This window comes from Burkholderia sp. MSMB2157WGS, assembly GCF_001532755.1.
Classification (GTDB): domain Bacteria; phylum Pseudomonadota; class Gammaproteobacteria; order Burkholderiales; family Burkholderiaceae; genus Burkholderia.
This window is the reverse complement of sequence record NZ_LPJG01000013.1, coordinates 1-23,551: the sequence shown is the minus strand read 5'-3', so window position 1 is coordinate 23,551 and position 23,551 is coordinate 1. Positions and strand designations below refer to the sequence as shown.

Sequence of the window (23,551 nt, the reverse complement as noted above, 5' to 3'; positions counted from 1 at the left end):
CGTCAGCTTGCCCGCGCGAGCTGCTTGCGCAGCCGGCCGCGCACGACGACCAGCGCGATCAGCGGCACGACGCCGCCCCACAGCGGGCTGTGGCGCATCGCGATCGACACCGCGAGCGCGACGACGGTGACGGCGAGCAGCACGAGCGATAGCGAACGCGCCCGCGCGTGGTCGACGAACGCGCCGTCGACGAAGCCGCCGTCCGACCAGGCGGTATGGACGATGCCGACTACCAGCACGCAGACGAGCATCGCGGCCGGCCCGAGTTCCTCGCCCCACAGACGGCTACCTGTCGGCGAGACGAGCGCGAGCACCGCGCCGATCACGAGGAACAGGTCGACGCCGATCGCGATGCTGTTGCGCTCCGCGCGGCGGATCAGCCACGCGCCGTGCACGAGCGCGAGCACGCCGCCGATCAGGAACGCGTGGGTCCAGCGCAGGCCCGGCTGCTCCGGGCCGAGCCGGCCGTAGAACAGGAACACGATCGCCGGCAGGAAGTTGCTCGCATGCAGCAGGTAGTCGGTTATGGGATGGTTCGATTTCATCGGTGTCTCTCCTTCGTCGAAACGGCGTGGCGACGCGTCAGGCGTCGTGCCAGCGGAACAGTCGCGCGGCGGCGAACAGGAACAGCGCGGTGCACGCGGTCATGCCGAGCAGTTGCGGCGCGAGCTGCGCGTACGGCGCGCCGTCGACCAGCGCGCCGCGCAGCGCGACGGCGAACTGGTTGGTCGGCAGGAACGCGAGCCCGGCTTTCAGCCACGCGGGTGCGTCGTGCATCGGGATCGTCAGGTCGCTGAAGAACAGCAGCGGGTAGTAGGTGACGTTGCACGCGAGTTCGGCCGCCGCGAGCGACCGGGTGCGGCTGGCCAGCAGCACGCCGATGCTCAGCACCATCGCCGCGCCGAGCAACACGATCGGCAACGCGCGCAGCCCGTCCGGCGTCGCGATCGGCAGCGCGATCCCGAACGCGACGCGTGCGACCGTCAGCAGCACGAGCGCCGACAGCGCCATCATCGCCATGCGCGCGACGATCAGCGCGGCGAGGAACACGCCGCGGGAGACCGGGAAGCACACGTACAGCTTGAACGTATTGCGCTCGCGCAGCGCGGCGATCGCGGTGGTCGTCGAGTTCAGGCCGATCGCCATGAACGCCATGACCAGGATGCCGGTCGCGAAGAACGCGCCGTAGTCGAACGGCCGGCGCGCCGGCGCGGCATTCTCGAAGCGTGCCTGCGCGGCCGGCAGCCCGAGCCGCTGCGCGGCGCAGCGCGCGAGCGCGATCTCGACGACGCGCGACGCGGCCTTGACCGCGAGCGGGCCGTTGAAGTCGTAGCGGATCGTCGCCGGCGTGCGTTCGTCGGCGCCGAGCACGACGGTCACGCGATCGGCCGGCGCGCCGCGGCCGCCGAAGGTCGCCTTCACCGTGTCGCTGTGCGACAGGCTGTCGACGATCTGCGCTTCGCATGCGCGGCTGTACGGCGTCGCGCCGCCGGGCGCGTCGAACGCGATGTCGGCCGTGCCGAGCGAGCCCGAGCCGCCGAACGCGAACAGCATCACGCTCAGCAGGAACACCGGGAACACGAGCGTCCAGAACAACGACGAGCGGCTGCGCAGATAGCCGAGCAGCTCGTTGCGCACGAGAATCAGGAACACCTTAGTCATGGGTCGGGCCCTCGGTGCACAGGCGCAGCAGGTCGCCCAGCGTGCTCGGCGCGAGCGCGAGATGCTGGATGCCGCGTTCGCCGACGATCCGGTGCACGTTCGGATGCAGCGTCGCATCGCCGAACGCCTCGACCACGTGCGCGGCCGACACGCGCACGCCGGTCACGCCGGGCAGCGCCGCGAGCCGCTCGTGCAGCGCGCGCGCGTCGGCTTCGTCGCGGCAATGCAGGACCGCGCGCGCGTCGCCGACGAGCTCGGCGCGCAGCGTGTCCCGGTCGCCCTGGTAGCGCACGCCGCCGTCGCGCACCCAGACGAGATCGTCGACCACGCTCAGCTCTTCCTCGGAATGGCAGATCATCGCGACGCTCGCGCCCCGCGCGCGATGGCGCAGCAGGTCGATCACGACGCCCGCATAGCGGCGGTCGAGGCCCGTGAACGGCTCGTCGAGCACGGCCAATTCGGGCCGGTGCGCGAGCGCGACGTACAGGTCCACGCGCTGGCGCTGCCCCTTCGACAGCGCGCGGCACGGCTTGTCGAGCAGTTCGGCGATGCCGAGCGCGTCGGCGATCGCCGCATCGGTGTGCGCGTACATCGCGCGGTGCAGCGAGACGATCTCCGAGACGCGCAGATGATCGGGATACTCGACCTTTTGCAATTGCGCGCCGATCCGCTGCAGCGACCGCGAATCGCGCATGAAGCGCTCGGACGGCACGTCGAGCACGCGCACGTCGCTGCCGCCGCGCCGGAAGCCGAGCAGCGTTTCGAGCAGCGTGGTCTTGCCCGAGCCGTTCGGCCCGACGATCGCGGTGATCGCGCCGAGCCGGAACCGCACGTGGCGCGCGGTAAAGCGGAAATCGCCGGCCGCGACGTCGATCGCGCGCGCGCCGAGCGCCGCGCCCGGCGCATGCGCATCGGGCAGCGGCGGCAGGCCCGCGCGCTGCGGCCGGTCGAACGCGGCGGGCGCGCCGAACATCGCGCGCACGGACGCAAGAAACGAAACGCTCATCGTGGGCATCCTCAGTCGAACAGCATGACCTGCGTGTCGCGCGCACCGCGGTACGGGTTGCGGCCGTGCGCGACCAGCATGTTGTCGACGACGAGCACGTCGCCGGCCTGCCACGGGAACGCCCGCTCCTCGACGTCGAGCGCGTCGTAGATCGCTACCAGATCGTCGAACGGCATCGGCGTGCCGTCGCCGTAGCGGATCTCGTACGGGAACGCGGCGCGTGTGCCGTACATGCGCTGCAGGTAGCGATAGCTGAGCTCGCCCATCGAACGCGGATTCGGGTGCTGCGCGCTCGCCTGGTTGAACCACACCGTCTCGCCGGTGCGCGGATGCGTGCGCAGCGCGCTGCCGACGTGCGACACGGTCACGCTGCCGTCGTCGAGCCAGCGGCAGCCGACGCCGCGTTGCGCGCACAGTCGCTCGACCTCGTCGCGATCCGTCGTGCCGAATGCGTCGTCCCACGGCCGGTGGTAGGCGGCGAACGGCAGGTTCGGGTTCGCGGCGAGGCCGTCGGCGCGGTCGCCCGGCGCCGCGAAATTGCGCAGATACATCACGCCGCGTTCGGCGAACCGCGCGCGCAGCGCGGCCGGCACGCGCGCGGTCACGCGGCGCATGTCGCAGATCGGCGTCTCGCCGCCCGCGTCGGCCGGCTGCCGGCAGTAGAACGCGACGAGGCGCGGGAACGCGGGCATGTAAGCCATCTCCTGATGCAGCCCGATCCTGAACGGCGGCGGCATGCGGGTCGACTCGTAGACCTGGCCGTCGATCTGCCGGCGCGGGGCGGCGCCGGCCGTATAGCCGTTCGCGTGCGCCGGATAGAGCGCGCCGAGGCGGCCGAACGCGGCGGTGTCGGGCACCGCGAAGCCGCGCCACAGCAGCGCGCCGCACGCGTCGAGCAGCGTGTCGATCGTGTCGAGCCGCGAGCGGTACCACGCGACGAACATCTCCGGCGACGTCGCGAGTTCGGCGCTGCGCGGGGTCACGCACAGCGGCAGCGTCGCGCCGGGCGCGACCGCCGCGCAATGCACGTCGTCGGCGCCGAGCCGTGCGGCGGCATGGGCGGCGAGGAAGGCGAGATCGGTCATCGCTCAGGCCAGCGCCGGTTTCTTCAGCAGGATTTCGAAGCCGAGCGCGCCGAGCCCCGCGCTCGGGCTGTAGATCGACGCCACCGCCGCGAGGCCGGCCGCGGCGACGAGCGCATGCGCTTCGTCGAGCGTGATTTTTTCCTCGACGTGGGTCGGCGGATAGTCGGCGGCCGCGCGCATCTCGGTGAAGCGGTCGAGCAGGTGCTGCGGCGCGTCGCGGCGCATGTCGTGCACGAGCGCGATGCCGCCCGGCTCCAGCACGCGATACATCTCGGTCAGGCTGAGCGCCTTGTCGGGCAGGTGATGCAGCGTCGCGCGGCCGACCGCCATCGTCAGCGTGCCGTCGTCGAACGGCAGCGCGAGCGCGTCGCCGACGCGCATCTCGATCGTGTCGTCGAGCCCGAGTTCGCGGATGCGCGGGCGGCCTTCGTCGAGCATCGCCGGATCGAGGTCGATGCCGACGTAACGCCAGCCGCGCATCGCCGGATCGGTCGCCAGGCGCACCGGCACGACGCCGGTGGCCGTGCCGATGTCGGCGATCGTGCCCGGCGTCATCCCGCGCGCCAGCTGGCGGATGCGACTGATGAACAGCAGGTCCCAGGGTTCGAGCGTTTCGGTGGCGAAGCGATCGTAGTCGTTCGCCGGGCGCAGGTTCTTGAGCAGCATGACGTTCCTTGTGCGAAAGGGTGAGGGTTCACAGCCAGCCGACCGGCACGGCGGCCAGGAGCCGTCGCGCGGTCGCGCTGTTGACGCCGAACGCGGGGCGGCGGCGCCGTTCGACCGCATGCGCGGCCATCGCCGCGATGCGCGCGCCGAGCCCGACGCCGACGCCCCACGACGGCGCGGCGACGCCGAGTTCGAGCAGCGTCGCGGCGGTCAGGAAATCGATGTTCGGCCGCAGCGCGCGGCGCGCGTCGGCCTGCGCGCAGCACGCGTCGAACAGCGTCACGTAGCCGCCGTCGAAGCCGCATGCCGCGAACCGGCCGCGCAGGTGCGGCGGACGCGGATCGGCGACGAACAGCGGATGGCCGAAGCCGTACAGCGTGCGTTTCGCGTCGAGCGCCGCATCGATCGCCGCGCGACCGGCCGCGTCGAGCGCGGCCGGCGGCGCGCCGGCGCCGCCCGGCACCGAGCGTGCGAGCGCCGCGAGCCACTGCATCGCTTCGAGCGCCGCGCCGACGTGCGACGGCCCGCTGGCGAGGAAGCCGGACGCGATCGCCTGCGCGAGCGTGACGCCGGTGCCGATCGCGACGCGCGGCGCGAGCACGGTCGGCGTGATGTAGCCGAAGCCGGCGTGCCAGGCGACGAGCAGCATGTCCATGGCCGCTTGCGCCGGCGCATCGCCGCGCGTCGCGCCGGTCAGCACGAGCATGCGTTGCGCCTGCGTCGTGGCCGCGTCGAGCGACGCGCGGCCGGCCGTGCCGGCGGCGAACGGCCGGCCCTCGATCGCCGCGTGCAGCAGGAACGGCGCGGCGGCCGCGCACAGCAGCATCGTGTCGAGATCGGCATCGTCCGGCGCCGGGCCGCGCACGCGCCCGGTCACGTCGTCGAGGCCGCGCAGCAGGCCTGACGCGGCCGCGAACACCGGCGCGACGCCTGCCGCGCCGAGGTCGGCGGCGACCGACTGGCCGACCGAGCCCGGCGCCAGCGCGTCGGCGAACGCCGCGAGCCGCGCACCGAGCGTCGCCTCGTGCGCACGATGCGCGGCGCTGCCGGGCGCGACGTCGAACCATAGATGCGCGAGCGCGCCTTCGAACGTCGTCGCACCGATCAGCGCGTTCAGGTCGAGGTCGCGCACGCGCAGCGCTTCGGGGTCAAGCGTCGCGCCGTCGATGTCGGTGCCGCGATGGCGCGTCGCCGGGCGGCCCAGCAGGTTGCGCGGCGCATCGCCGGCCGCGGGGATGGAGGTGCGGGAATCGAGTGTCGTGTCCATGTCATTCCGCCACGGCGAGTTCGTCGCTGCTGACGCTGATTGCCGCGTGCGCCATCGCGGCGATCACGGCCGCGTGCTGGTCGACGACGGGCAGCACGTTCGCGAAGTAATAGCGCGCGCTTTTCAGCTTGCCGCGATAGAACGCGAGCTCGGCCGGCGCGTCGGCCGTTTCGGGCGCGTCGAGCCGGCGCGCGGCGATCGTCGCCGATTCGAGCAGCACCCACGCCGACGTGACCACGCCGAACATCTCCAGGAAGCGCGTGTAGAACTGGCTGCTGCGATGCGTGTGGCCGTCCTGCACGTCGCGCGCGATGTCGTCGAGCGCGGCGGCGATCCGGTCGGCGCCCGCGCGCAGCGCATCGAACAGCGGCCGCAGTTCCGCATGCGTGCCGGGCTGATGCTGATGGGCGAGAAACGCGTCGAGTTCGTCGCGGTAGTACTGGATCAGCCGCGAATGACGGCCGAAGCCGAGCTTGTCGCGCACGAGGTCCTGCGCCTGGATGTAGTTCGTGCCTTCCCAGATCGACAGGATCTTCACGTCGCGCGCGTTCTGCTCGACGGGGCTCGCGTCGGTGTAGCCGAGCCCGCCGTGCACCTGGATCGCCGTCTCGCAGATGCGCCACGCCTGGTCGGAGATGAACGCCTTGCAGATCGGCGTCAGCAGCAATTGCAGCTTGCGATGGCGTTCGATCTCGGCCGGGTCGGCGTCGGGCGTCGCTTCGAGCATCGCCGCGCGCGTCGCGGTCGCCGCGAGCTTGCCGAGCAGCCCGCGGCAGCCGTCCACGCGGCTTTTCATGTCGACCAGCATGCGCTGCACGTCCGCGTGCTCGACGATCGCGACGCGCGCGGCGTTCGTGTTCGACGCGCGCTCGATCGGCCGGCCCTGCAACCGGCGGCCCGCATACTCGACCGCGTGCAGGTACGCGCTCGACGCGACGCCGACGCCGAACATCCCGGTGCTCATCCGCGCCTGGTTCATCAGCGGCATCAGTTGCAGCAACCCGACGTTGCGCCGGCCGCCGAGCAGCCAGCCCTTGGTCGTGCCGTTCGCGCCGAACACGAGGTGCGTGTTCGCGCAACCCTTCAGCCCCATCTTGCGCGGCAGGCCGATGCAGTCGACGTGGTTCGGTTGCAGCTCGCCGGTTGCCTCGTCGGGCCAGAAGCGCGGCACGACGAGGCACGACAGCGAGAACGAATCCGGCGACGCCGTGTCGATGCGGCCGAGCACGAAGTACAGCGTGTTTTCCGTCAGTTCGTGCATGCCGGCCGAGATATAGACCTTCTCGCCGTCGATCGCGTAGACGTCGCGTTCGAGCGGCGTCGCGCGCAGCGCGACCGCGGTGAGGTCGGTGCCGGCCTGCGGCTCGGTCGCGCAGAAGCACGCGTCCCAGCGGTACGCTTCGAGCGGCGCGACGAGCGCTTTCTGGTGCGGCGTGCCGTGCATCTGCAGCAGCTTGATCGCGGGGCGCGTGAAGCCGCCGTAGGTCATGAACGACGGATTCGCGCCCATGAACATCTCGTAGATCATCTGCGTGACGATCGGCGGCAGCCCGTGCGCGGTGCCGAACAGCGTGTTCGACCACTCGTCGCGAAAGCGCGCCCACAGCGCGTGGAAATGCGAAGGAATCCGTACCTGGCCGTCGTCGAGCAGCGTGCAGCCCTCGACGTCGGCCTGCTGGTAGCTGCGGCCGAGGTCGAGCGCGAAATCGCGGGCGCGTTCGAGCAGCGCATCGACCGACGCGCGATCGTGCGCGCTGTACGGCCCATGTTCGAGAAAGTGCCGGTCGGCCTCGAACAGTTCCCACAGAAAGAAGCGCAGTTCGCGCAGGCTGACCTTGTATGCGCTCATCATGCGTCTCCTTCGATATCGAGCGCGGCGTCGAGGCCGCCGGCCAGATCGACGACGGCCGCCGCCGCCGCGCCGTGCAGCGCCGCGTCCCACACGAGCACCGTGCGGCGTTCGCCTTCGTCCAGCGCGCCCGCGAGCCGGATCAGCGCGGCGGCCGATTCGGCGGACGACAGATGGCCCGATCCATCGTGCTGGATGCGCGCGGCGACCGGAATCGACGCGGCGTCGGCCACGCGCGCCGCGAAGCCGGGATCGAAGCCGGGCGGCACGCACCAGTCGATCTGGCTCGCGCGCAGGTTGGCTTGCTCGAGCGCGCGGCGGATCGCGCGGGCGGCGACCGGCGCGAGCGTGTCGCGCAGCGTGACCGGCGCATCGGCCCACGGATCGGCGATCGACGGCCCGAATTCGAGCGCGACGGCCCGCACGCCGCCCCATGCGGCCGGCTCCGGCGCCGGGCCCGCGCGCGACACGAGCAGTGCGGCGGCCGCGTCGCCGTAGCCGACCAGGTCGCCGAACTGGCGGAAGAACGGATAGAGCCACTTGTCGCTGAGGATCACGAGCGCCTGGTCGCCTTCGTCGAGCAGCCCGTCGAGCAGCATCAGCGCCGAATACCAGCCGAGCGTGCCGTTCTGGCCGAGCGCGAACGGCGTCACGCGCTGCAGCCCGAGTTCGTATTGCATGCGGCCGACGACCGAGTCGCCGATGCCTTCGTTGAGTGCGCAGCTCGCGACGATCACGTGCGTCGTGCGCGCAAGCGCGCCGGAGCCGAGCTGGTCGCGCAGGTCGAGCGCCGCGTCGGCGGCCAGGTCGGCGAGGCTGCGCCCGGGCGGCGCGACGCGCAGCACGGGGCGGCCGCCCGGCGCGAGGCGCGCGCCTTCGTCGGGCGTCAGCGCGCCCGTGCCGCGCGGCCGCGCAAAGCGCGCCTGCGGCAGCAGCAGGTGCCGGTAGCCGGGATGGCGCTCCTGCGCCTGGATCGCGCTGAACACGACGGCGGGCGGCAACACCACGACGCCGCCGGACAACGCGAGCGTGCCGGGCGCGGCGACGCGGGGCGCGCCGATACAGGTTTCATCGAGCGTCGACAAGGTCATGCGGCGGTCTCCTCGAGGTTCGGGCGCGCGAATGCGTCGCGATACTGCGCTTTCAGCGCCGGTCGGTCGATCTTGCCGTTCGGGTTGCGCGGCAACGCCGGCAGCGGCTCGACGACGAGCGGGTTCATGTAGGTGGGCAACGCGTCGCGGCACGCCCGCGCGATGTCGGCGCGGCAGGCGGCGGCGTCGAGCGTCGACACGACGCACGCGGCGATCGCCTCGCCGAGCGCCGGGTGCGGCACGCCGAACACGGCGGCCTCGCGGATGTGCGGCAACGCGAACAGCACGTCCTCGACCTCGGTCGGGCTCACGCGATAGCCGGACGTCTTGATCATGTCGTCGCCGCGCGCGACGAAATACAGATAGCCGTCCGCGTCGCGCCGCACGATGTCGCCGGACCACACGGCGACGTCCGGGCGCGGGATCTCGCCGTGCCGGCGCGGCAGCGGGCGAAACCGCTGCGCGGTCAGCTCGGGCCGGTTCCAGTAGCCGAGCGTGACGAACGCGCCGCGATGCACGAGTTCGCCGGGTTCGTCGGCCGCGCATTCGCTGCCGTCCGCGCGCAGCACGAGGATTTCCGCGTTCGGCACGGCCTTGCCGATCGACGTCGGGCGCAGCGCCGCGTCGGCCGGCGCGAGGTACGTCGAGCGGAAGGCCTCGGTGAGCCCGTACATCAGGTAGGGCGACGCTTGCGTGAACAGCGCCTGCAGGCGGTGCAGCAGCGGCGTCGCGAGATGCCCGCCGGTATTCGCGAAGCGGCGGATCCGCGTGCGTGCGGCGTCGCTCCAGCCGGCGGACGCGAGCTGCATCCACAGCGGCGGCACGCCGGTGATCGACGTGACGCCGAACGCGTCGCAATGGCGCGGCACTTCGGCCGGCTGCAGGAAGTCGAGCGGCGTATAGCACGCGCCGGACGCCAGCGCGGTCGTGAGCTGGCTCAGGCCCGCATCGAAGCTGAGCGGCAGCACGCCGAGCACGACGTCGTCTTCGGCGAGCCCCTGGTACGCGGCGACGCTGAACGCGCCCGACACCAGGTTGCGATGCGACACGACGACGCCTTTCGGCTTGCCGGTCGAGCCGGACGTATAGAGCAGCGCGGCCGGATCGTCGTCGACCGGGCGGCCGGCGGCGGCCGCTGCCGACGCCGGCGTGTCGGTGCCGGGCGAGTCGATCGCATCGGCCAGTGCCTCCATCAGCATCACGCGTTCGCCGACGAGCGCGGCGAGCGCCGGCAGGCGCTTGAGTCGCTGCGCGCCGGTCACGAACAGCGCGGCGCCGCTGTCGGCGACGATATGTTCGATCTGCGCTTCCTTCAACTGCGGATTGACCGGTACGAAGATCGCGCCGAGTGCGTTGGCCGCGAGCATCGCGACCACGGTTTCGATGCGCTTCGGCGCGTAGATCGCGATGCGTTCGCCGGGCTGCACGCCGCGCGCTGCCAGCACGGCGGCGGCGCGCCGGACCGCGCGGGCGAGCTGGTCGTAAGTCAGTGTGCCGCCGCCGTCGGCATAAGCCGGACGCTGCGGCCAGCGCTGCGCGCCGTGTTCGAGCAGGTCGGCGACGCTGATCAATGCGTTCATGATCGGCTCCTCTGGAAGGTCTAGGCCGGCCGCACGTACACGTGCGCGGCTTCGTGGGACAGGAAATGCGCCATCGAGTACGTGCGGTGATACGCGCCGCAGCGTGCGAACACGGCGATGTCGCCGACCTGGGGTGGCGCGCCCGTGTCGTCGCGGCCGATCACGTCCGCGCGGCTGCAGGTGCTGCCGACGTAGAGCGTCGGCACGCCGCGAGGGACCGGCGCGGGTGCGAGGCGCACGAGCGACGGCGTGGCCAGGCGGCGCATCACCGATTCGGTCTGCGCGAGCAGGAACGCATGCGACAGGCCGCCGTCGCAGACGGCGATCGTGCGGTCCTGCCACGCCTTCACCGCGACGACGCGCGTCGCGAACACGCCCGCATCGGCGAAGATCGCGCGGCCGGATTCGTGCGCGAGCGAATACCGGCCGGCCAGCGGCGCGAGCGCGGCGGCATAGCGTTCGAACGCGGCATCGCCCGGGTGATCGTCGGCAAAGCCGCCGCCGAGGCTCAGCGCGCCGAGCGGCGCACCGTTGGCCGGCGCGAGATCGCGGGCCAGCGCCGCGAGCAATTCGGGCAGCACGAGCGTGTCGGGCTGCGTCGCGTCCTGGCGGATGAACGAATGCGGGCCGGAGAACACGTGCAGCCCGGCCACGGGCAGGCCGGCGGCCGCGAGCGTGCGCACCGCGTCGTGCGCCTCGTTCGGCGTCATCCCGAAGTGGTCGTGCCACAGCGAGCGCGCGTGGACGCCCGCCAGTGCGCCGGCATTCACGCGCAGCAGCACCGCGCCGGGCGTGCTGCCGCCCGCCGCCGCTTCGTGCGCGAGCGGCACGAAACGCGCGACCGCGTCCGGGTTGTCGAGCACGAAATGGCAGCGCGACGCGAGCCCCGCGCGCATGAACATCTCGTCCATCGCCGGATTGTTCAGGTAACGCGGCGTCTTGATCCGGCCGATCACAGCGTCGAGCTCGCCGCGGCTCGCGAGTTCGACGCCGTCCTCGTACGCATGCGCGCAGCGCGCGAGCATGTCCTGGTTCGGGTTCGCCTTCAGCGACACGATCAGCCGCGTGCCGAGCCGCGCCTTCAGCGACCGGTAGCGGGCGATCGCGACGTCCGGCTCGTACACGTAGCACGGCGTACGCAGGTCGGCGATCCAGGCGTGATCGCCGGCGGGCGGAAGCAGGCGTTCAGGCGTCATGGCGACCCACCGGATGAAGCGTGGCGGCTGCATACGCGCCGCAGTTCGACTGCATCACGCCGAGCACGCGCCGGCCGCGCGCGACCGCATCGAGCCCCACGTCGGCCAAGTTGATCGGAAAGTCCGAACAGCACGCGTGACCGCGCGCATGGATGTTTTCCGCATACAGCCGCTCGGCCGGCACGCGCATCGCGCGGCACAGCGCGTTCCAGCCGGGCAGGTCGGCGTTGTGCGGCAGCACGAGATCGTATGCGTCGAGCGCATGCGGCTCGAGCGCGACGGCTGCGTCGATCGCGCGGCGCGTGTACGGCCACTCCATCATGATCAGGTCGGCCTCGTTCGCGGCGACGGTGTCGGACCCGCGATGCCATTTCGCGTGCGTCTCGATCGCGATGCCGCCGAGCCGGTTCTTCGTGCTGTTGCGCGCGATCAGCATCGCGGCCGCGCCGTCGCACTGCACGCCCGTCATCTGCCGCATCCGGTAATCCTCGCCGTACACGCGGTCGGACGACACGACGAGCGCCGCATCGAGCTGCGGATGGCGGCGCATCAGCGCGCGCACGGTCTCGATGCCGGCCGCGACCGACACGCAGTTCAGTTGCGCGACGGAGCCGAGCCACAGCGGCTCGATGCCGAACTGCGCGGCCACTTCATGCGGCAGGCTGCGCGGCGCCGGCGGCACGCTGAACTGCTGCGTGTGCACGTGCACGATCGCGCCGACGTCGGACGGATGCACGCGCGCGGTGTCGAGCAGCCGGCCGACGGCCGCGATCGCGAGATCGGTCTCGCTCGTGTCGAGCGCCATATGGAAATAGCGGCTGCCCGACTGCGCGATCGCGGCCGCCCGCTGCGCCGGATAGTCGCGTTCGGCGGCCCAGGCCTCGATATCGACGGGTGGGCCCGGCAGCTCGTAGGCCACTGCGTCGATGCCGATCCAGAAGCCGGCGTCGCGGGATGCGTGGGAGGAGGGCATCGTCATGTCAGTTGAGCGGCATCGCCGCGTAGTCGAGGACGTCGAGCTTTTCGAAGGTCGCCTGCACGGTTGGCGTGAGCAGGCCCATCTCGCGGATCGTCGGCACGAGGCGCCGGAAGATCGAGCGGCGGATCGAGCTCGACACCGGCGATTCGCGCACCATCGCGCTGCATTCGCGCTTCGACAGCCCCATCGGTTCCCAGATGTCGTCCGCGCACAGGTGTTCGTACAGCACGGCCGCGCCTTCGCAGACGAATTCCTCGCGCTCGCGCAGCTCGTGCGCGCTCATTTCCGCGTACACGCGGCACAGCGTGATCCGGCCGACCGCGAAGTGACGCGCCTCGTCGCGCTGGATCCGCAAGAACAGGTCCTTGACGAACGGATCGGTGCTGTACGCGACGACGCTCTGGAAGATCGACAGCGCGATGCCCTCGACGAGCACCTGCATCCCGAGGTTCGTCATGTCGAGCGCGCTGCTCGTGATCGTGTCGTGCAGCAGCCCCTTCAGCGAGCGGCTCATCGGGTAGCTGACGTCGAGCTTCTCGTTGACGAGCTTCGCGTACGCCTCGACGTGGCGCGCTTCGTCCATCATCTGCGCGGCCGCGCACAGGCGCGCGCTCAGGCCGCTCTCGGCCGACGCGAGCTTCGACGCGCAGATCAGCGCGGCCTGCTCGCCGTGCAGGATCTGCGACAGCAGCCAGCCCTGCGCGTGGTGGCGCACCTCGCGCTTGTCGGCGTCGGCGAGCTTGCCCCACAGCTCGGTGCCGTAGATCAGCAGCGTCGGGTCGGGCATGCCGAGCGGATTCGCCGGGTCGAGGTCGTGGCTCCAGTCGACGTCGGCCGCGACATCCCACTGCGCGGCCTTCGCCTTCTCGTACAGCCGGTTCAGCGCCTCTTCGCGCAGCGCGTAGTCGTTCGACATCAGCGCATCGACGGGCATCGACCAGCGGATATCGGCCGTGTCCTGCATCACGGTAAGCGTGTCATTCATGTCAGGGTCTCCCCGGCCGCGCGGCGGCGCCGGAATGATGGGCGGAATCGATGAACGGAGCGGCGGCGCGCGACGCGCCCGGGTGCGGGTCGAGCCGGATCGCATAGGCCGGCCACGCGCCGCGCAGTTGCGTGTCGAACGCATCGGCGAGCCGCGCGGGCCAGATCGCGCAGCACACGCGGTTGTCGCCGGCGAATTCCGCATCGCGCAGGATGCGGTCGCCGATCCAGACGACCGGCGCGCCGCGGGCGGCGTCGCGCAACGCTTCGTCGTACAGGTGCACGCCGAGCAGCACGTGCGGCGCGAGCAGTTCGGCCGGCAGCGCGCCGAAATACGGCGCACAAACTTCGATGAACAGGCGCGCGTCCGGATGCACGGCGCCGCGAATCCGCGCCGCGATTTCCGCGAGGAATGCGAAATACTGGACGTGGTCGAGCAGCACGCGTCGTTCGCCGCCGGCCACGTCGTACGTATTGCCCGCGTCGTACGCGTCGCCGGCCGCCTCCGCGAGCGCGGCGCGCGCATAGTCGGCCGGCGTGTCGAGCGGCATCCGGTATGCGCTGGCCGCGACCGCAACCGGCTGGCGCACGTCGCGCGCGATCCGGTACGTGAAGTGAACGGGTCGCACCATGTCACGCCTCGCCGTCGAGAGAGAACGTCGCGTCCGGCGCGAACGCGACGTCGGCGATCGCGTAATAGCCGTTCAGCGCGAGCGAGCAGACGGCCGCGCGGCGCGGCGTGTCGCCGTCGCGGTGGGCGAGCAGCACCGACAGCCACGGGTCGCTGCCGAACGCATGACCGAACAGGCCGTGGCCGTCCGGTAGCAGCGGCGTCTTGCCGACCGACGCGAGCAGCGCGCGGCGCGACGTGGCCGGAAAGAACGGCAGCGCCGCGTGCAGCCCGGGGCGCGCCGCGCAGAACGTGCGGATGTCGCGACCGAGCCGCACGACCGCGCTGGCCGGCGGCGCGGCGTCCGCGACGACCGACTGCGCCGGTTCGCGGCCGACGTCGACGAGCAGCGTGCAGACGCCGAAGCCCGAGCGCCCCCAGGCGGGATTCCCGTGCCAGTACGTATAGCCGTGCACGTCGATGTCGACGATCTGCAGCAGCAGCGTGCGCGGCCCGGTCTCGGCGGCGGTCGCGAGCGTGCGGCGCAGCACGTAGCCCCAGCCCGCGCACTCGTACGAGCACGTCATCCAGTCGGGCGTGTAGTCGTTCGTACCGGCGAGCGCCTGCGCGAACACGCGATGCTGCGGCGAGTCGTTCATCAGCAGCATCGACAGGATCGTCGAGCTGACCACGTAGTCGTCAGCGCCGATCGCGCCGCACAGCCGCTCGCGTTCGGCACACGCCAGCGCGCCGATCGAGCGGGCCGCGTCGTCGAGCGGCACGGCCGCGCCGTCGCGCGACGGCGCGACGCGCCGGTACGCGAGCGCCTGCACGGTCAGCGCGGTCGCCGGAGCCGGCTGGACGGCGGCTGCCGCCACGGGGGCAAGGGGCGCGAGCATCGTCGTATCAGGCCGCGTGCTGCTGGCGGCGCAGCTGCGCGTCGAGCTGCTGCAGCGTCGTGTATTGCGTGATGTTCAGCGCTTCCGGATCGATCGAACCGTAAAGCTGTTCGCAGAACACGATCAGCTCGACGATGTTCAGCGAATCGATGCCGAGTTCGCCGATGCCGGCGTCCGTGTCGACGGTTTCGACGTTGAGGATCTTCGCGACTTCGCGGGACAGGATGTCGAGCGCGTCGGCCGGAACGTTCTGGGTCGTCATGAGGGGAGCTCCTGAAGTTGAGTTGGATTGATCGGGATCGATCGGCCTGTCGCGTGGGTCAACTGCCGGCTTCGCAGCGCAGGCTCTTGCGAAGCTCGTGATAACAACGGTACGAACTGCCTTCCATCTTCGAAAACGCCAGCAGGTCGCGCTGGTCGTCGAACAGCGGCACCTTGCCGTCGCGGACGAGCGCGCTCAGAAACTCGTTCGACAGCAGCTTGATCGCGAGCACGCGCTGCACCTTGCCGAAGCTGTAGTGCGCGTCGTCGGTCTGGTTGCGCGCGGCGTCCGCGATGAAGCGGTGCACCGCGCGGGCGTCGGCGTCGAGCTCGACGCGGCCGGTCCGTTCGAGCCAGCCGACGTGCGCCATCAGCGCGCGCACGAAGTACGGCCGCACGACGGTCAGGTATTTGTTGAACACGGTCGGGCCGCCGATCCGCAGGCGATCCTCGGCGGCGATGCGCACCTGGCCGCCGACGTTCGCGAGCTGCAGGTTGCCCGCGAGGAACGGCGCGCCGCAGGTTGCGCGTGTCAGCTTTCGGTACTCGTCGGGCCACACGAGATAGGCGGCCGGGAACATCACACCCGGCAGGCGTGCCGCGACGACGGCCATGCAGTCGCGGTGCGCCTCGATGCCCCACACCTTGTCGACCGTGAGCGCGAGCCCGTTGTCGTCGCTGCGTGCGACGGTGCGCCAGGCGGCCAGCGTCGGCCCGCCGCCGTCGCTCATCAGGAACGCGAAGTTGTGGCCGGCGTCGATGCACTCGCATGCGCGGCGGTTCTGATCGTCCGAGAAGAACAGCCCGAACATGATGCGGATGAACGCGCGCATGAACGGCTTGAACAGGTGATGAAACCCTTCGCGGCCGATCTGTTCGAGCAGCGCTTCGGTGAGCGGCGCCTCGTCGTGCCGAAGCGGCGTCGACGCGGACGCATCGGGCAGCACGTCCGGTGTGGACGCGCGCAGCGCGATCACCATCTCGCTGTCGAGCAGCCGCACGGCGGCGGCTTCAACCAGCCGGGCCGCCGCGCGCGGCGGGGTGCCGAGCGTGTCGAGGTGGCGCAGCACCGGATACGCGGCCTGGTCGGCCACGCGCAGCAGCAGCGGCGAGGGCGGCGTGGCGGTCGAAGCGGGAACGGAAAGCGTGGACATGGCAGGGTTCCTGTCAGAAACGCACGCGCACGGCGGCGTCGATACGGGTGCCGAGACCGACCATCCGGTACTCGGACTGGCTGTCGGAGAATGCGCGCGTGACGGCGACGTCGACGCTCACGCGCTTGTTCACGTCGGCGACGACCTGCGCGATCGCGAGCAGGCCCTTGTCCTGCGGCGAATAGACGCCGCGCAGCGAATACTCGACGCGGCCGATTTTCTTGCCGAGCCGCGCGAACAGGTAGTCGCGCAGGCTGCCGTCGACGCTCACGAAGTTGGCCGTGCCGCCGAGGCCGGCCAGCGCGGCGCCGGGCGCGACGGGCAGCAGCGCGTTGTTCGCCTGCGCCGCGCCGACCATCCTGCGCCACTGGCTCGCGTCGTAACGCGCTTCGTCGTGCGACCACTCGACGATCAGCGACAGGTTGCCGGGCAGCGCGCTCTGCATGCCGACCGCGCTGCGCCACATGTATTGACGATCGTTGCGGCGATCGACGGCGTCGTACGCAGCCGCCGAATCGAGCGGCGTGCCGTTCGCGATGAACGCGGGCAGCGGCCGCGTCGTGCCGCGTTCGAGCCAGGCGCCCGCATAGACGGTGTTCGAGCGCGCGACGTCGAACGACAGCGTCGCGCCGGCGCCGCCGCGGCCCGCGTGACGGCCGGCGAGCAGGGCGGCCGAGCCGCCCGACCAGTTGTATGCGCCGCGCACGAGCTGCGTCGCGCCTTCGACGTCGCGGTTGTCGACGTCGTTGCGCAGCGTGCGGTTCTCGCCGGCGATGAACTGCAGCGTGGTCTGCTCGCCGGCCCATTTCGCTTCGACGAGCGGCGTGCCTTCGACGTCGCCGTAGCGGTCGTAGATGTCGGCCGTCGCGGCCCGTTTCTGGAAGAAGCCGAGCGGGAAGAACGCCTGCGACGTGTCGAGCGCGTCGATCCGCTTGCCGGCCGTGAGCGTGATGCCGTTGTCGAACGCGTAGCGCACGCCGGCTTCGTTGAAGCGGCTCGCTTGCGCGCCGAGCGAATGATTGCCGGCGACGACGCGCGCATTCGCGAACAGGTTCTCGCCGTCGATGCGTGCGAGCAGGCCGGCTTCCTGCAGATTGCGCGGCGAGTCGCCGATCAGGCGGCCGAGCAGCGCGCGGCCGTCCATGCTGTCGACGGAGCGCGCGTAGCCGATACCGTTGAGCGTGCCGAGCTGGTCCATCAGCGATTCTCCATGCGCGAGCGTGCAGCCGAGCGCGAGCGGGATGGCGAGCGCGATCCCCGGCCAGCGGCGGCTGGTCCGGCCGGACGATGAACGGAGGCGGTCACGACGAGCGTCGGCATCGGCGTCGTACTCACTGGCCATCGGCGAGCGTGTCGGGGTTGAACCAGCCCGACGGAATCTTGCGCGGCTGGCCGTCGAGGATGTCGACGACGCTCGCGCGCTGCTTCTCGACCTCGTTGCGATACGTGATCTTGCGGATCACCTTGCGGCCGTTCGCGTCGACCGGCGCGGAAAAATCCGCGCTGCGAAACAGCAGGCCGCTCGCGAGGAAGAACTGCGCGCGCACCGGCACGTCGGTATCGGGCGTGACCCACAGCTTGATCGTCGGGTACACGTTGTCGGGGTCGGTCGCGGTCAGGTCGAGCTCGGTGGCCGGCTTGCCGTCGATCGGCGTCGTGCCTGGGGTTGCCGTCGCGCGATAGCTGTCCGCCCAGTGCGTGCGCGTGATGTCGCTGATCACGACTTCGCCTTGCAGTCGCTGCATCCCGTTGATGCGCACCGCGCTGCGCGTGTTCGGCACGTAGAACCAGTGCCCGCGCGTGGTCGCGAGGTATTTCTGGCCGTCGTTCTCGCCGCTGCGCGTGAGCGCGAGCGTGTCGCCGTTGCCGCGCGTGTAGACGAGATAGCGGGTCGCGTCGCCGGCTTGTCCGCCGACCTCGTTGGTGATCCGGATGTTCGTCTGCGTATCGGCGGCCGTGCTGCGGTAAGCGTCGGCGCGGGCGAGCATGGTCTGGGCCGTCGGCACGTCGGCTGCGAGGGCGGCGAGCGGCGCGCACGCGACGAGCGCGGCGAACGTAACGCGAATGCGATTCATGGGGCGAGTCCTTCGAGGATGTTGCGTTTCGCGAGCCCGAGCGTCGCGAGCAGCGCCGCGGCCACGCCGAGCACGACGAACGCGGCTTCGACGGCGGCCACGGCCACGGGCGACACGGTGAATTCGAGCAGGATCGGTTTCACGCGACCGGGCGGCGCGGGCAGGTGGATCTGCGCGTGATTGAGCGCGACCATCGTCAGCAGCGCGAGCGCGATGCCGGCGGCCGCGCCGAGCAGGCCGAGCAGCGCGGTTTCCTGGATCAGCACGCCGCGCACGGTGGCGGCCGGCACGCCGAGCGCGCGCAGCGTCGAGATCTCGCGGCGCCGCTCGACGATGCTCATCAGGATCCAGTTGCTCATCGACAGCAGGATCGTCACGCAAAGGATGGCGCCGAATACCGAGAACTGGTTCTTGTACAGCGCGACGACCTGGTGATAGAGCGACACGAGCTGGTCCCAGGTCCGCACGTCGAGCGTCGGCAGCGCGGCGCGCAGCGTCGCGGCGGCGGCCGGCGTATGCGCGGTATTCGACAGGAACACCGCGATGCGCGACGCGCGATCGGTGCGCAGCAGCGCCTGCGCGGCCGTGAACGTCACGTCGACGATCCGTTCGTCGACGTCCTTGTTGCCGGTGCTCATCACCCCGACGATCTGCGCGTCGGTCGCGTTGATGCCGCCGTGCGCGGTCGACGCCATCAGTTGCACGACCGAGCCGACGTGCACGCCGAGCTTGCGCGCGAGTTCGGCGCCGACGACGACTTCGGTGCCCGCATGCGTCGACGACAGATAGCGGCCCGACAGCACCGTGTGATAGTCGAAGAAGCCGGGCGGCTCGCGGTTCGGCTCGATTCCTTCGCCGACGAAGCCGTAGCTCAGATCGCCGTTCGACACGAGCCCGTCGAAGTCGATGCCGCGCGCGGTCGTCGCGACGCCGGGCAGCGCGGCGATCGCGCGCGTCGCGGCAGCCTGCTCGTCGGCGGTCAGCCCGTACTGCAGCGGCCGTTCGCCGATCAGGTCGAGATAGCCGCGATGCAACACCTGCACATGGCCGACGCCGCTGTCGATCGACCCTTCGCGCACCGCGTCGAACGTCGCGATCACGTAGCCGAGCGCGAGGCTCGACGCGAACGCGGCGACGCCGATCATCGCCATCGTCAGCACGGTGCGGCGCCGGTTGCGCCAGAGGTTACGCCACGCAAACGTCGACCAGTTCACGATTCACTCCCGGTACGCCGTCGCGCATCTCGATGCGGCGCGGCAGGTGCGCGCACAAACGATCGTCGTGCGACGCAATCAGAAAGGCGGTGCCCAGCGTGCGGTTGGTGTCGAGGATCAGCTCGGCGACCGCCCGCGCGTTGGCGCTGTCGAGGCTCGCGGTCGGCTCGTCCGCGATCACGATCGCCGGCTCCTTGGCGAGCGCGCGGGCCAGCGCGACACGCTGCTGTTCGCCGCCCGACAGCTCGCCGGGGCGGTGTCGTTCGCGCGCGGCGAGCCCCACCGCGTCGAGCATCGCGCGAGCGCGTTCGCGCCGCGTGCGCGGCGTGCCCCACGCGAAGCAGCCGAGTTCGACGTTCTCGAGCGCCGACATCACCGGAATCAGGTTGAATTGCTGGAACACGAAGCCGATGCGCTCGCGGCGAATCCGTTCGAGCGTGTCCGGCGCGTCGTCGATCCGGCGGCCTTCGAGCCAGCGTTCGCCGCTGCTCGGCACGTCGAGAAAGCCGGCGAGGTTGAGCAGCGTGCTTTTGCCGCTGCCCGACGGGCCGACGAGCGCGACGACGTCGCGCCGGCCGATGGAGATCGTCGCGCCGCGTACGGCGACGACGCGTCCCGCGCCGTCGTACACGCGGGTGACGTCGCGCAGCTCGAGCACGGGGCCCAGCGACGCGGCCGTCATGCGAACGCTCCCTGGCCCGCTTCGACGGCGGCCGACGCGGGAATCACGGGCAACGCGCCGTTCGCATAGAGATCGCGACACTTCAGGCGCTGCAGCTTGCCGCTCGTCGTGCGCGGCAGCGAGCCGGGCTCGACGAAACACAGATCCTGCGCGGCGAACCCGATGCGCGACGCGAGCAGCTGCTGGCACTCGGACCGCGTTTGCGCCGTGGCGTCGACGGGCCGCGCCTCGATCGCGACGACCAGCCGCTCGGTGCCGGTTTCCGGATCGGGCAGACCGAACGCGATGCACGTGCTCTTGCGCAGCGCGCCGTGCGACGCCAGCGCTTCCTCGATCTCGTGCGGGAAATAGTTGCTGCCGCGAATGATGATCACTTCCTTCTTGCGGCCGAGGATATGCAGCTGGCCGTCCGCGACGTAGCCGATGTCGCCGGTGCGGAACCAGCCGTCGGCCGTCAGCGGCGCGGCGATCGTGCCGTCGTCGGGGTTCAGGTAGCCGAGCATCACCGACGTGCCGCGGATCGCGACTTCGCCGACTGCGCGATTCGGCAGCGCGTGGTCGCCGTCGTCGAGGATGCGGAACGCCATCCCTTCGATCGGCGTGCCCATCGCGAGCACAGTTTCGGTTTCCGTCTCGTGGCCGTCGTTCGCGGCGGCCGGCTGCGCGTCGCGGCGCTCGATCAGCGCGCGCCGGTCGAGCGTGTCGGCGATCACGTACGGTGCGCCGTCGACCGCGCCTTCGTGCCATGCACGGTGCATCGATACCGCGAGCGTCGATTCGGCCATCCCGTAGCACGGTTGCAGCGCCGACGCCGCCAGGCCGTACGGCGCGAACGTCGCGGCGAAATCGCGCAGCGTCGCATCGTCGACGCGTTCGCCGCCGATGAAGATGTTGCGGCACGCGGACAGATCGACGCCGTCCATCGCGGCGGCATTGAAGCGGCGCACGCAGTAGCGCAACGCGAAGGTCGGCACCGACGTCGTCGTCGCGCGCACCGATGCGATGCGCTTGAGCCAGCCGAGCGGATTCCGGATGAAGCTGTTCGGCTGCATCATCAGCAACGGGGCGCGGTAGTGGAGATTCGACAGCAGCGTGAGCAACCCCATGTCGTGATAGAGCGGCAGCCACGACGCGGTGCCGTCGCCGGCTGCGACGTCGAAGCGCACCGACCCGCCGATGCCGAGCACGTTCGCGATCACGTTCTCGTGGCTGAGCACCGCGGCCTTCGGATGCGACGTCGAACCCGACGTGAGCTGGACATGATGCGGATCGCGGCCGCTCTTCGCGCTGATCAGCGCTCGCGTGCCGGCCTCCGCGGCGCTCGACAGCATTGCGAGATCGACGACGCGCGTGGACGCCACGGGAAACGCCGCATCGTGCCAGGCCGCGGCCTGCGCATCCGCGGCAACGACGATACGCGGCCGGTACAACTCGCACGCGACGTCCGCCACCTGCCGTCCGGCCGTTGCACGCCGCGCGGGAACGGGCACGGTGCAGGGCAGCGCGCCCGTCATCACGCAGGCCATCATCGCGACCGCATGCTCGACCGATGCGGGCAGCGCGAGCATCACCAGATCGTTCTCGCGCACACCGAGCTCGCGCAGCGCGCCGGCCTGGCGAAACACCTCTTCCGCGAAGCGCCGGTACGTGATGCTCGCTTCGCGGCCTGCGTCGTCGACGAACGTCATGCGATGCATGGCGCCCGCGACGTCCTCGAGCGATTCGATCAGGCGATGAATGGTGGATGCGTACTTCGTCACGAGGGTTCTCCCCTTGAGGAACACGGCCGCTCGCGCCACGGTGCCGGCGGCGCCGTTCGTCGAGTGAGGAGGATTCTTGCCGGATCGATCCGCTGCGACAAACGGAATCTATGCAGGCTATGCATGAGCGCAGCGCATCCACGAGGGCCGGCGCAGGTTCCTTGTCAGCGTGCCCGGACGCGAGGTGACTGGTCGGTCTCATTCGACCGGTCGTCTAGTTCACGATGTGGTTCGCTCATGCGCAGGCGTCATGCAATGCGTTCGGAAAATTCGTTTGTCCGAAGCATCGACTCACAGAAGAATTGCATCCCGGCAGCGCGCCAGCGTCGCCGCGTCATCGTGCCGGGCAGGGTCCGGCTCAAGGAGAGCGTCTTGTCCGTCACCTCATCGCCTGTTGCCCGCTCGAAACCGGTTGCTGACATGAAGAGCCGCCCGAGCGGCGTGGTCTTCTCGCTGAAACTGGCGGTGTACGTCGCGCTCGTCGCGCACGGGATGATGTTCGCGCTGTCGGCGCTCGTGATCGTGAAGATCGTCGGCATCCTGCTGATCGGCGCGATGTATGCGCACGGCGTCGAACTGCAGCACCAGGCGCTGCATTACCAGGGGTTTCGCAGCAAGCGCCTGAACATGGTGTTCGGCGTGCTGCTCGGCATGCCGATGCTCGTGTCGTTCCACGCGTACCAGGACAGCCACCTGCGCCATCACCGGCTGCTCGGCACGCCGGAGAACAAGGAGTTCTTCGACTACGGCGACCAGTACGGCGCGAGCCCCGTCGTCAATGTCGGGCTGTGGGCGTGGCGACTGTCGATGGCCGCGCACTATATCCAGTTCGCGAAGAACGTCGCGAAGCTCGTCGTGCCGGGCGCGCGCTTCGGCGACAACGCGCTCGTGTCGCGTGCGATCCGCCGCGACTACCTGCTGATGGCCACGGCGATCGCGCTGCTCGCCGCGCTGTCGTTCGCGCTGCACACGTGGTTCGCCGTCTGGGTGTGGGTCGTGCCGCTCGTATGCGTCGCGGCGCCCGTGCATGCACTGGTCGAGATGCCCGAGCACTACCGCTGCGACCTGACGAGCACCGACCCGTTTCGCAACACGCGGACGATCGAGAGCAACGCGTTCATGACGTGGTTCACGAACGGCAACAACTATCACGTCGAGCATCACATGATGCCGAGCCTGCCGATCGAGCGGCTGCACGACCTGCATGGCGCGATCGCGCCGCGCATCCGCCATTACCACCGCACCTATCGGCAGTTCTACTACGCATTGCTGCGCGGCCGGCTGTCGCCGCGCTCGGTGGACGACGATCGGGACGACCGCGAGCCCGATGCCGAAGCGGTCGCGCCCGCATCCACGCAATCGGCGTGATTACCGGCGCCGAATGCGTTGCGACGACGATGACGACGATGCTCTATCCGGAACTTTTCAGGTCGCTCGAGGCCGTCCGCTGGGATATGGAGAAGGACATTCCGTGGGACAGGTTCGACGCTTCGCTGCTCACCGACGAGCAGGCGAAGACGATCAAGATGAA

At 70.5% G+C, this 23,551-nt stretch carries 22 protein-coding genes and 1 pseudogene; 2 read left to right on the top strand and 21 right to left on the bottom strand.

Annotated elements, in window-relative coordinates:
* Nucleotides 1–2 precede the first annotated feature (2 nt).
* Genes WT53_RS08805 through WT53_RS08705 form a run of 21 tightly spaced genes read right to left on the bottom strand, consistent with a single transcriptional unit; the run spans nucleotide 3 to nucleotide 22,020 of the window.
* A complete protein-coding gene (locus WT53_RS08805) occupies nucleotides 3–545 on the bottom strand; it encodes a hypothetical protein (protein ID WP_034208960.1) in 543 nt (180 codons plus the stop codon).
* Nucleotides 546–582: 37 nt separating this feature from the next.
* Nucleotides 583–1,662, bottom strand: coding sequence for an ABC transporter permease (locus tag WT53_RS08800; RefSeq protein ID WP_059781843.1), 1,080 nt, complete (start codon nucleotides 1,660–1,662; stop codon nucleotides 583–585).
* Nucleotides 1,655–2,668, bottom strand: a complete 1,014-nt coding sequence (locus WT53_RS08795; protein ID WP_060259412.1) for an ATP-binding cassette domain-containing protein — start codon at nucleotides 2,666–2,668, stop codon at nucleotides 1,655–1,657. The genes WT53_RS08800 and WT53_RS08795 overlap by 8 nt, the downstream gene beginning before the upstream one ends.
* Nucleotides 2,669–2,679: 11 nt before the next feature.
* The gene (locus tag WT53_RS08790) at nucleotides 2,680–3,753 is read right to left on the bottom strand and encodes a TauD/TfdA family dioxygenase (protein ID WP_060259263.1); all 1,074 of its coding nucleotides are present in this window, start codon (nucleotides 3,751–3,753) and stop codon (nucleotides 2,680–2,682) included.
* Between the two features lie 3 nt (nucleotides 3,754–3,756).
* Nucleotides 3,757–4,419: a class I SAM-dependent methyltransferase gene (locus WT53_RS08785; RefSeq protein WP_027786439.1), complete on the bottom strand. Its 663-nt coding sequence runs from the start codon at nucleotides 4,417–4,419 to the stop codon at nucleotides 3,757–3,759.
* 28 nt (nucleotides 4,420–4,447) lie between these two features.
* Nucleotides 4,448–5,686: a citrate/2-methylcitrate synthase gene (locus tag WT53_RS08780; RefSeq protein ID WP_060259260.1), complete on the bottom strand. Its 1,239-nt coding sequence runs from the start codon at nucleotides 5,684–5,686 to the stop codon at nucleotides 4,448–4,450.
* Nucleotide 5,687: 1 nt separating this feature from the next.
* A complete protein-coding gene (locus WT53_RS08775) occupies nucleotides 5,688–7,535 on the bottom strand; it encodes an acyl-CoA dehydrogenase (RefSeq protein ID WP_060259257.1) in 1,848 nt (615 codons plus the stop codon).
* Complete coding sequence (locus WT53_RS08770) at nucleotides 7,535–8,626, bottom strand: hypothetical protein (protein ID WP_060259254.1); 1,092 nt, start codon at nucleotides 8,624–8,626, stop codon at nucleotides 7,535–7,537. Before WT53_RS08770 ends, WT53_RS08775 begins: the two co-directional genes overlap by 1 nt.
* Nucleotides 8,623–10,206 (bottom strand): acyl-CoA ligase (AMP-forming), exosortase A system-associated, encoded by a 1,584-nt coding sequence (locus tag WT53_RS08765; protein ID WP_060259252.1) that lies wholly within the window; start codon nucleotides 10,204–10,206, stop codon nucleotides 8,623–8,625. The genes WT53_RS08770 and WT53_RS08765 overlap by 4 nt, the downstream gene beginning before the upstream one ends.
* A 20-nt stretch (nucleotides 10,207–10,226) precedes the next feature.
* Nucleotides 10,227–11,402, bottom strand: a complete 1,176-nt coding sequence (locus tag WT53_RS08760) for a PLP-dependent decarboxylase (protein ID WP_060259249.1) — start codon at nucleotides 11,400–11,402, stop codon at nucleotides 10,227–10,229.
* Nucleotides 11,392–12,381 (bottom strand): 3-oxoacyl-ACP synthase, encoded by a 990-nt coding sequence (locus WT53_RS08755; RefSeq protein WP_034208967.1) that lies wholly within the window; start codon nucleotides 12,379–12,381, stop codon nucleotides 11,392–11,394. Before WT53_RS08755 ends, WT53_RS08760 begins: the two co-directional genes overlap by 11 nt.
* Nucleotide 12,382: 1 nt before the next feature.
* Nucleotides 12,383–13,366: a ferritin-like domain-containing protein gene (locus WT53_RS08750; RefSeq protein WP_060259246.1), complete on the bottom strand. Its 984-nt coding sequence runs from the start codon at nucleotides 13,364–13,366 to the stop codon at nucleotides 12,383–12,385.
* A gap of 1 nt (nucleotide 13,367) precedes the next feature.
* Nucleotides 13,368–13,997 carry a hypothetical protein gene (locus WT53_RS08745; protein ID WP_060259241.1) on the bottom strand — a complete coding sequence of 210 codons (630 nt, stop codon included), beginning with the start codon at nucleotides 13,995–13,997 and terminating at the stop codon, nucleotides 13,368–13,370.
* Between the two features lies 1 nt (nucleotide 13,998).
* Nucleotides 13,999–14,874, bottom strand: a complete 876-nt coding sequence (locus WT53_RS08740; RefSeq protein WP_060259238.1) for a hypothetical protein — start codon at nucleotides 14,872–14,874, stop codon at nucleotides 13,999–14,001.
* A 7-nt stretch (nucleotides 14,875–14,881) separates the two neighbouring features.
* A complete protein-coding gene (locus WT53_RS08735; RefSeq protein ID WP_011350104.1) occupies nucleotides 14,882–15,136 on the bottom strand; it encodes an acyl carrier protein in 255 nt (84 codons plus the stop codon).
* Between the two features lie 58 nt (nucleotides 15,137–15,194).
* Entirely contained in the window at nucleotides 15,195–16,289 is a 1,095-nt protein-coding gene (locus WT53_RS08730; protein ID WP_060259229.1) for a hypothetical protein, read from the bottom strand.
* A 13-nt stretch (nucleotides 16,290–16,302) separates the two neighbouring features.
* Nucleotides 16,303–17,631 (bottom strand): hypothetical protein, encoded by a 1,329-nt coding sequence (locus WT53_RS08725; RefSeq protein WP_060259228.1) that lies wholly within the window; start codon nucleotides 17,629–17,631, stop codon nucleotides 16,303–16,305.
* Nucleotides 17,621–18,364 (bottom strand): outer membrane lipoprotein-sorting protein, encoded by a 744-nt coding sequence (locus WT53_RS08720; RefSeq protein WP_060259227.1) that lies wholly within the window; start codon nucleotides 18,362–18,364, stop codon nucleotides 17,621–17,623. The genes WT53_RS08725 and WT53_RS08720 overlap by 11 nt, the downstream gene beginning before the upstream one ends.
* Nucleotides 18,361–19,578: an ABC transporter permease gene (locus WT53_RS08715; protein WP_060259223.1), complete on the bottom strand. Its 1,218-nt coding sequence runs from the start codon at nucleotides 19,576–19,578 to the stop codon at nucleotides 18,361–18,363. The genes WT53_RS08720 and WT53_RS08715 overlap by 4 nt, the downstream gene beginning before the upstream one ends.
* The gene (locus tag WT53_RS08710; RefSeq protein WP_060259220.1) at nucleotides 19,550–20,260 is read right to left on the bottom strand and encodes an ABC transporter ATP-binding protein; all 711 of its coding nucleotides are present in this window, start codon (nucleotides 20,258–20,260) and stop codon (nucleotides 19,550–19,552) included. The genes WT53_RS08715 and WT53_RS08710 overlap by 29 nt, the downstream gene beginning before the upstream one ends.
* A complete protein-coding gene (locus WT53_RS08705) occupies nucleotides 20,257–22,020 on the bottom strand; it encodes a fatty acyl-AMP ligase (protein WP_052100438.1) in 1,764 nt (587 codons plus the stop codon). Before WT53_RS08705 ends, WT53_RS08710 begins: the two co-directional genes overlap by 4 nt.
* A gap of 420 nt (nucleotides 22,021–22,440) precedes the next feature.
* Between WT53_RS08705 and WT53_RS08700 the strand changes: the two genes are divergently transcribed.
* Together WT53_RS08700 and WT53_RS08695 are read left to right on the top strand one after the other, a co-directional pair.
* Nucleotides 22,441–23,388: a fatty acid desaturase gene (locus WT53_RS08700; RefSeq protein ID WP_060259216.1), complete on the top strand. Its 948-nt coding sequence runs from the start codon at nucleotides 22,441–22,443 to the stop codon at nucleotides 23,386–23,388.
* Nucleotides 23,389–23,417: 29 nt separating this feature from the next.
* Nucleotides 23,418–23,551: pseudogene (locus WT53_RS08695) on the top strand (ferritin-like domain-containing protein); the annotation flags it as partial.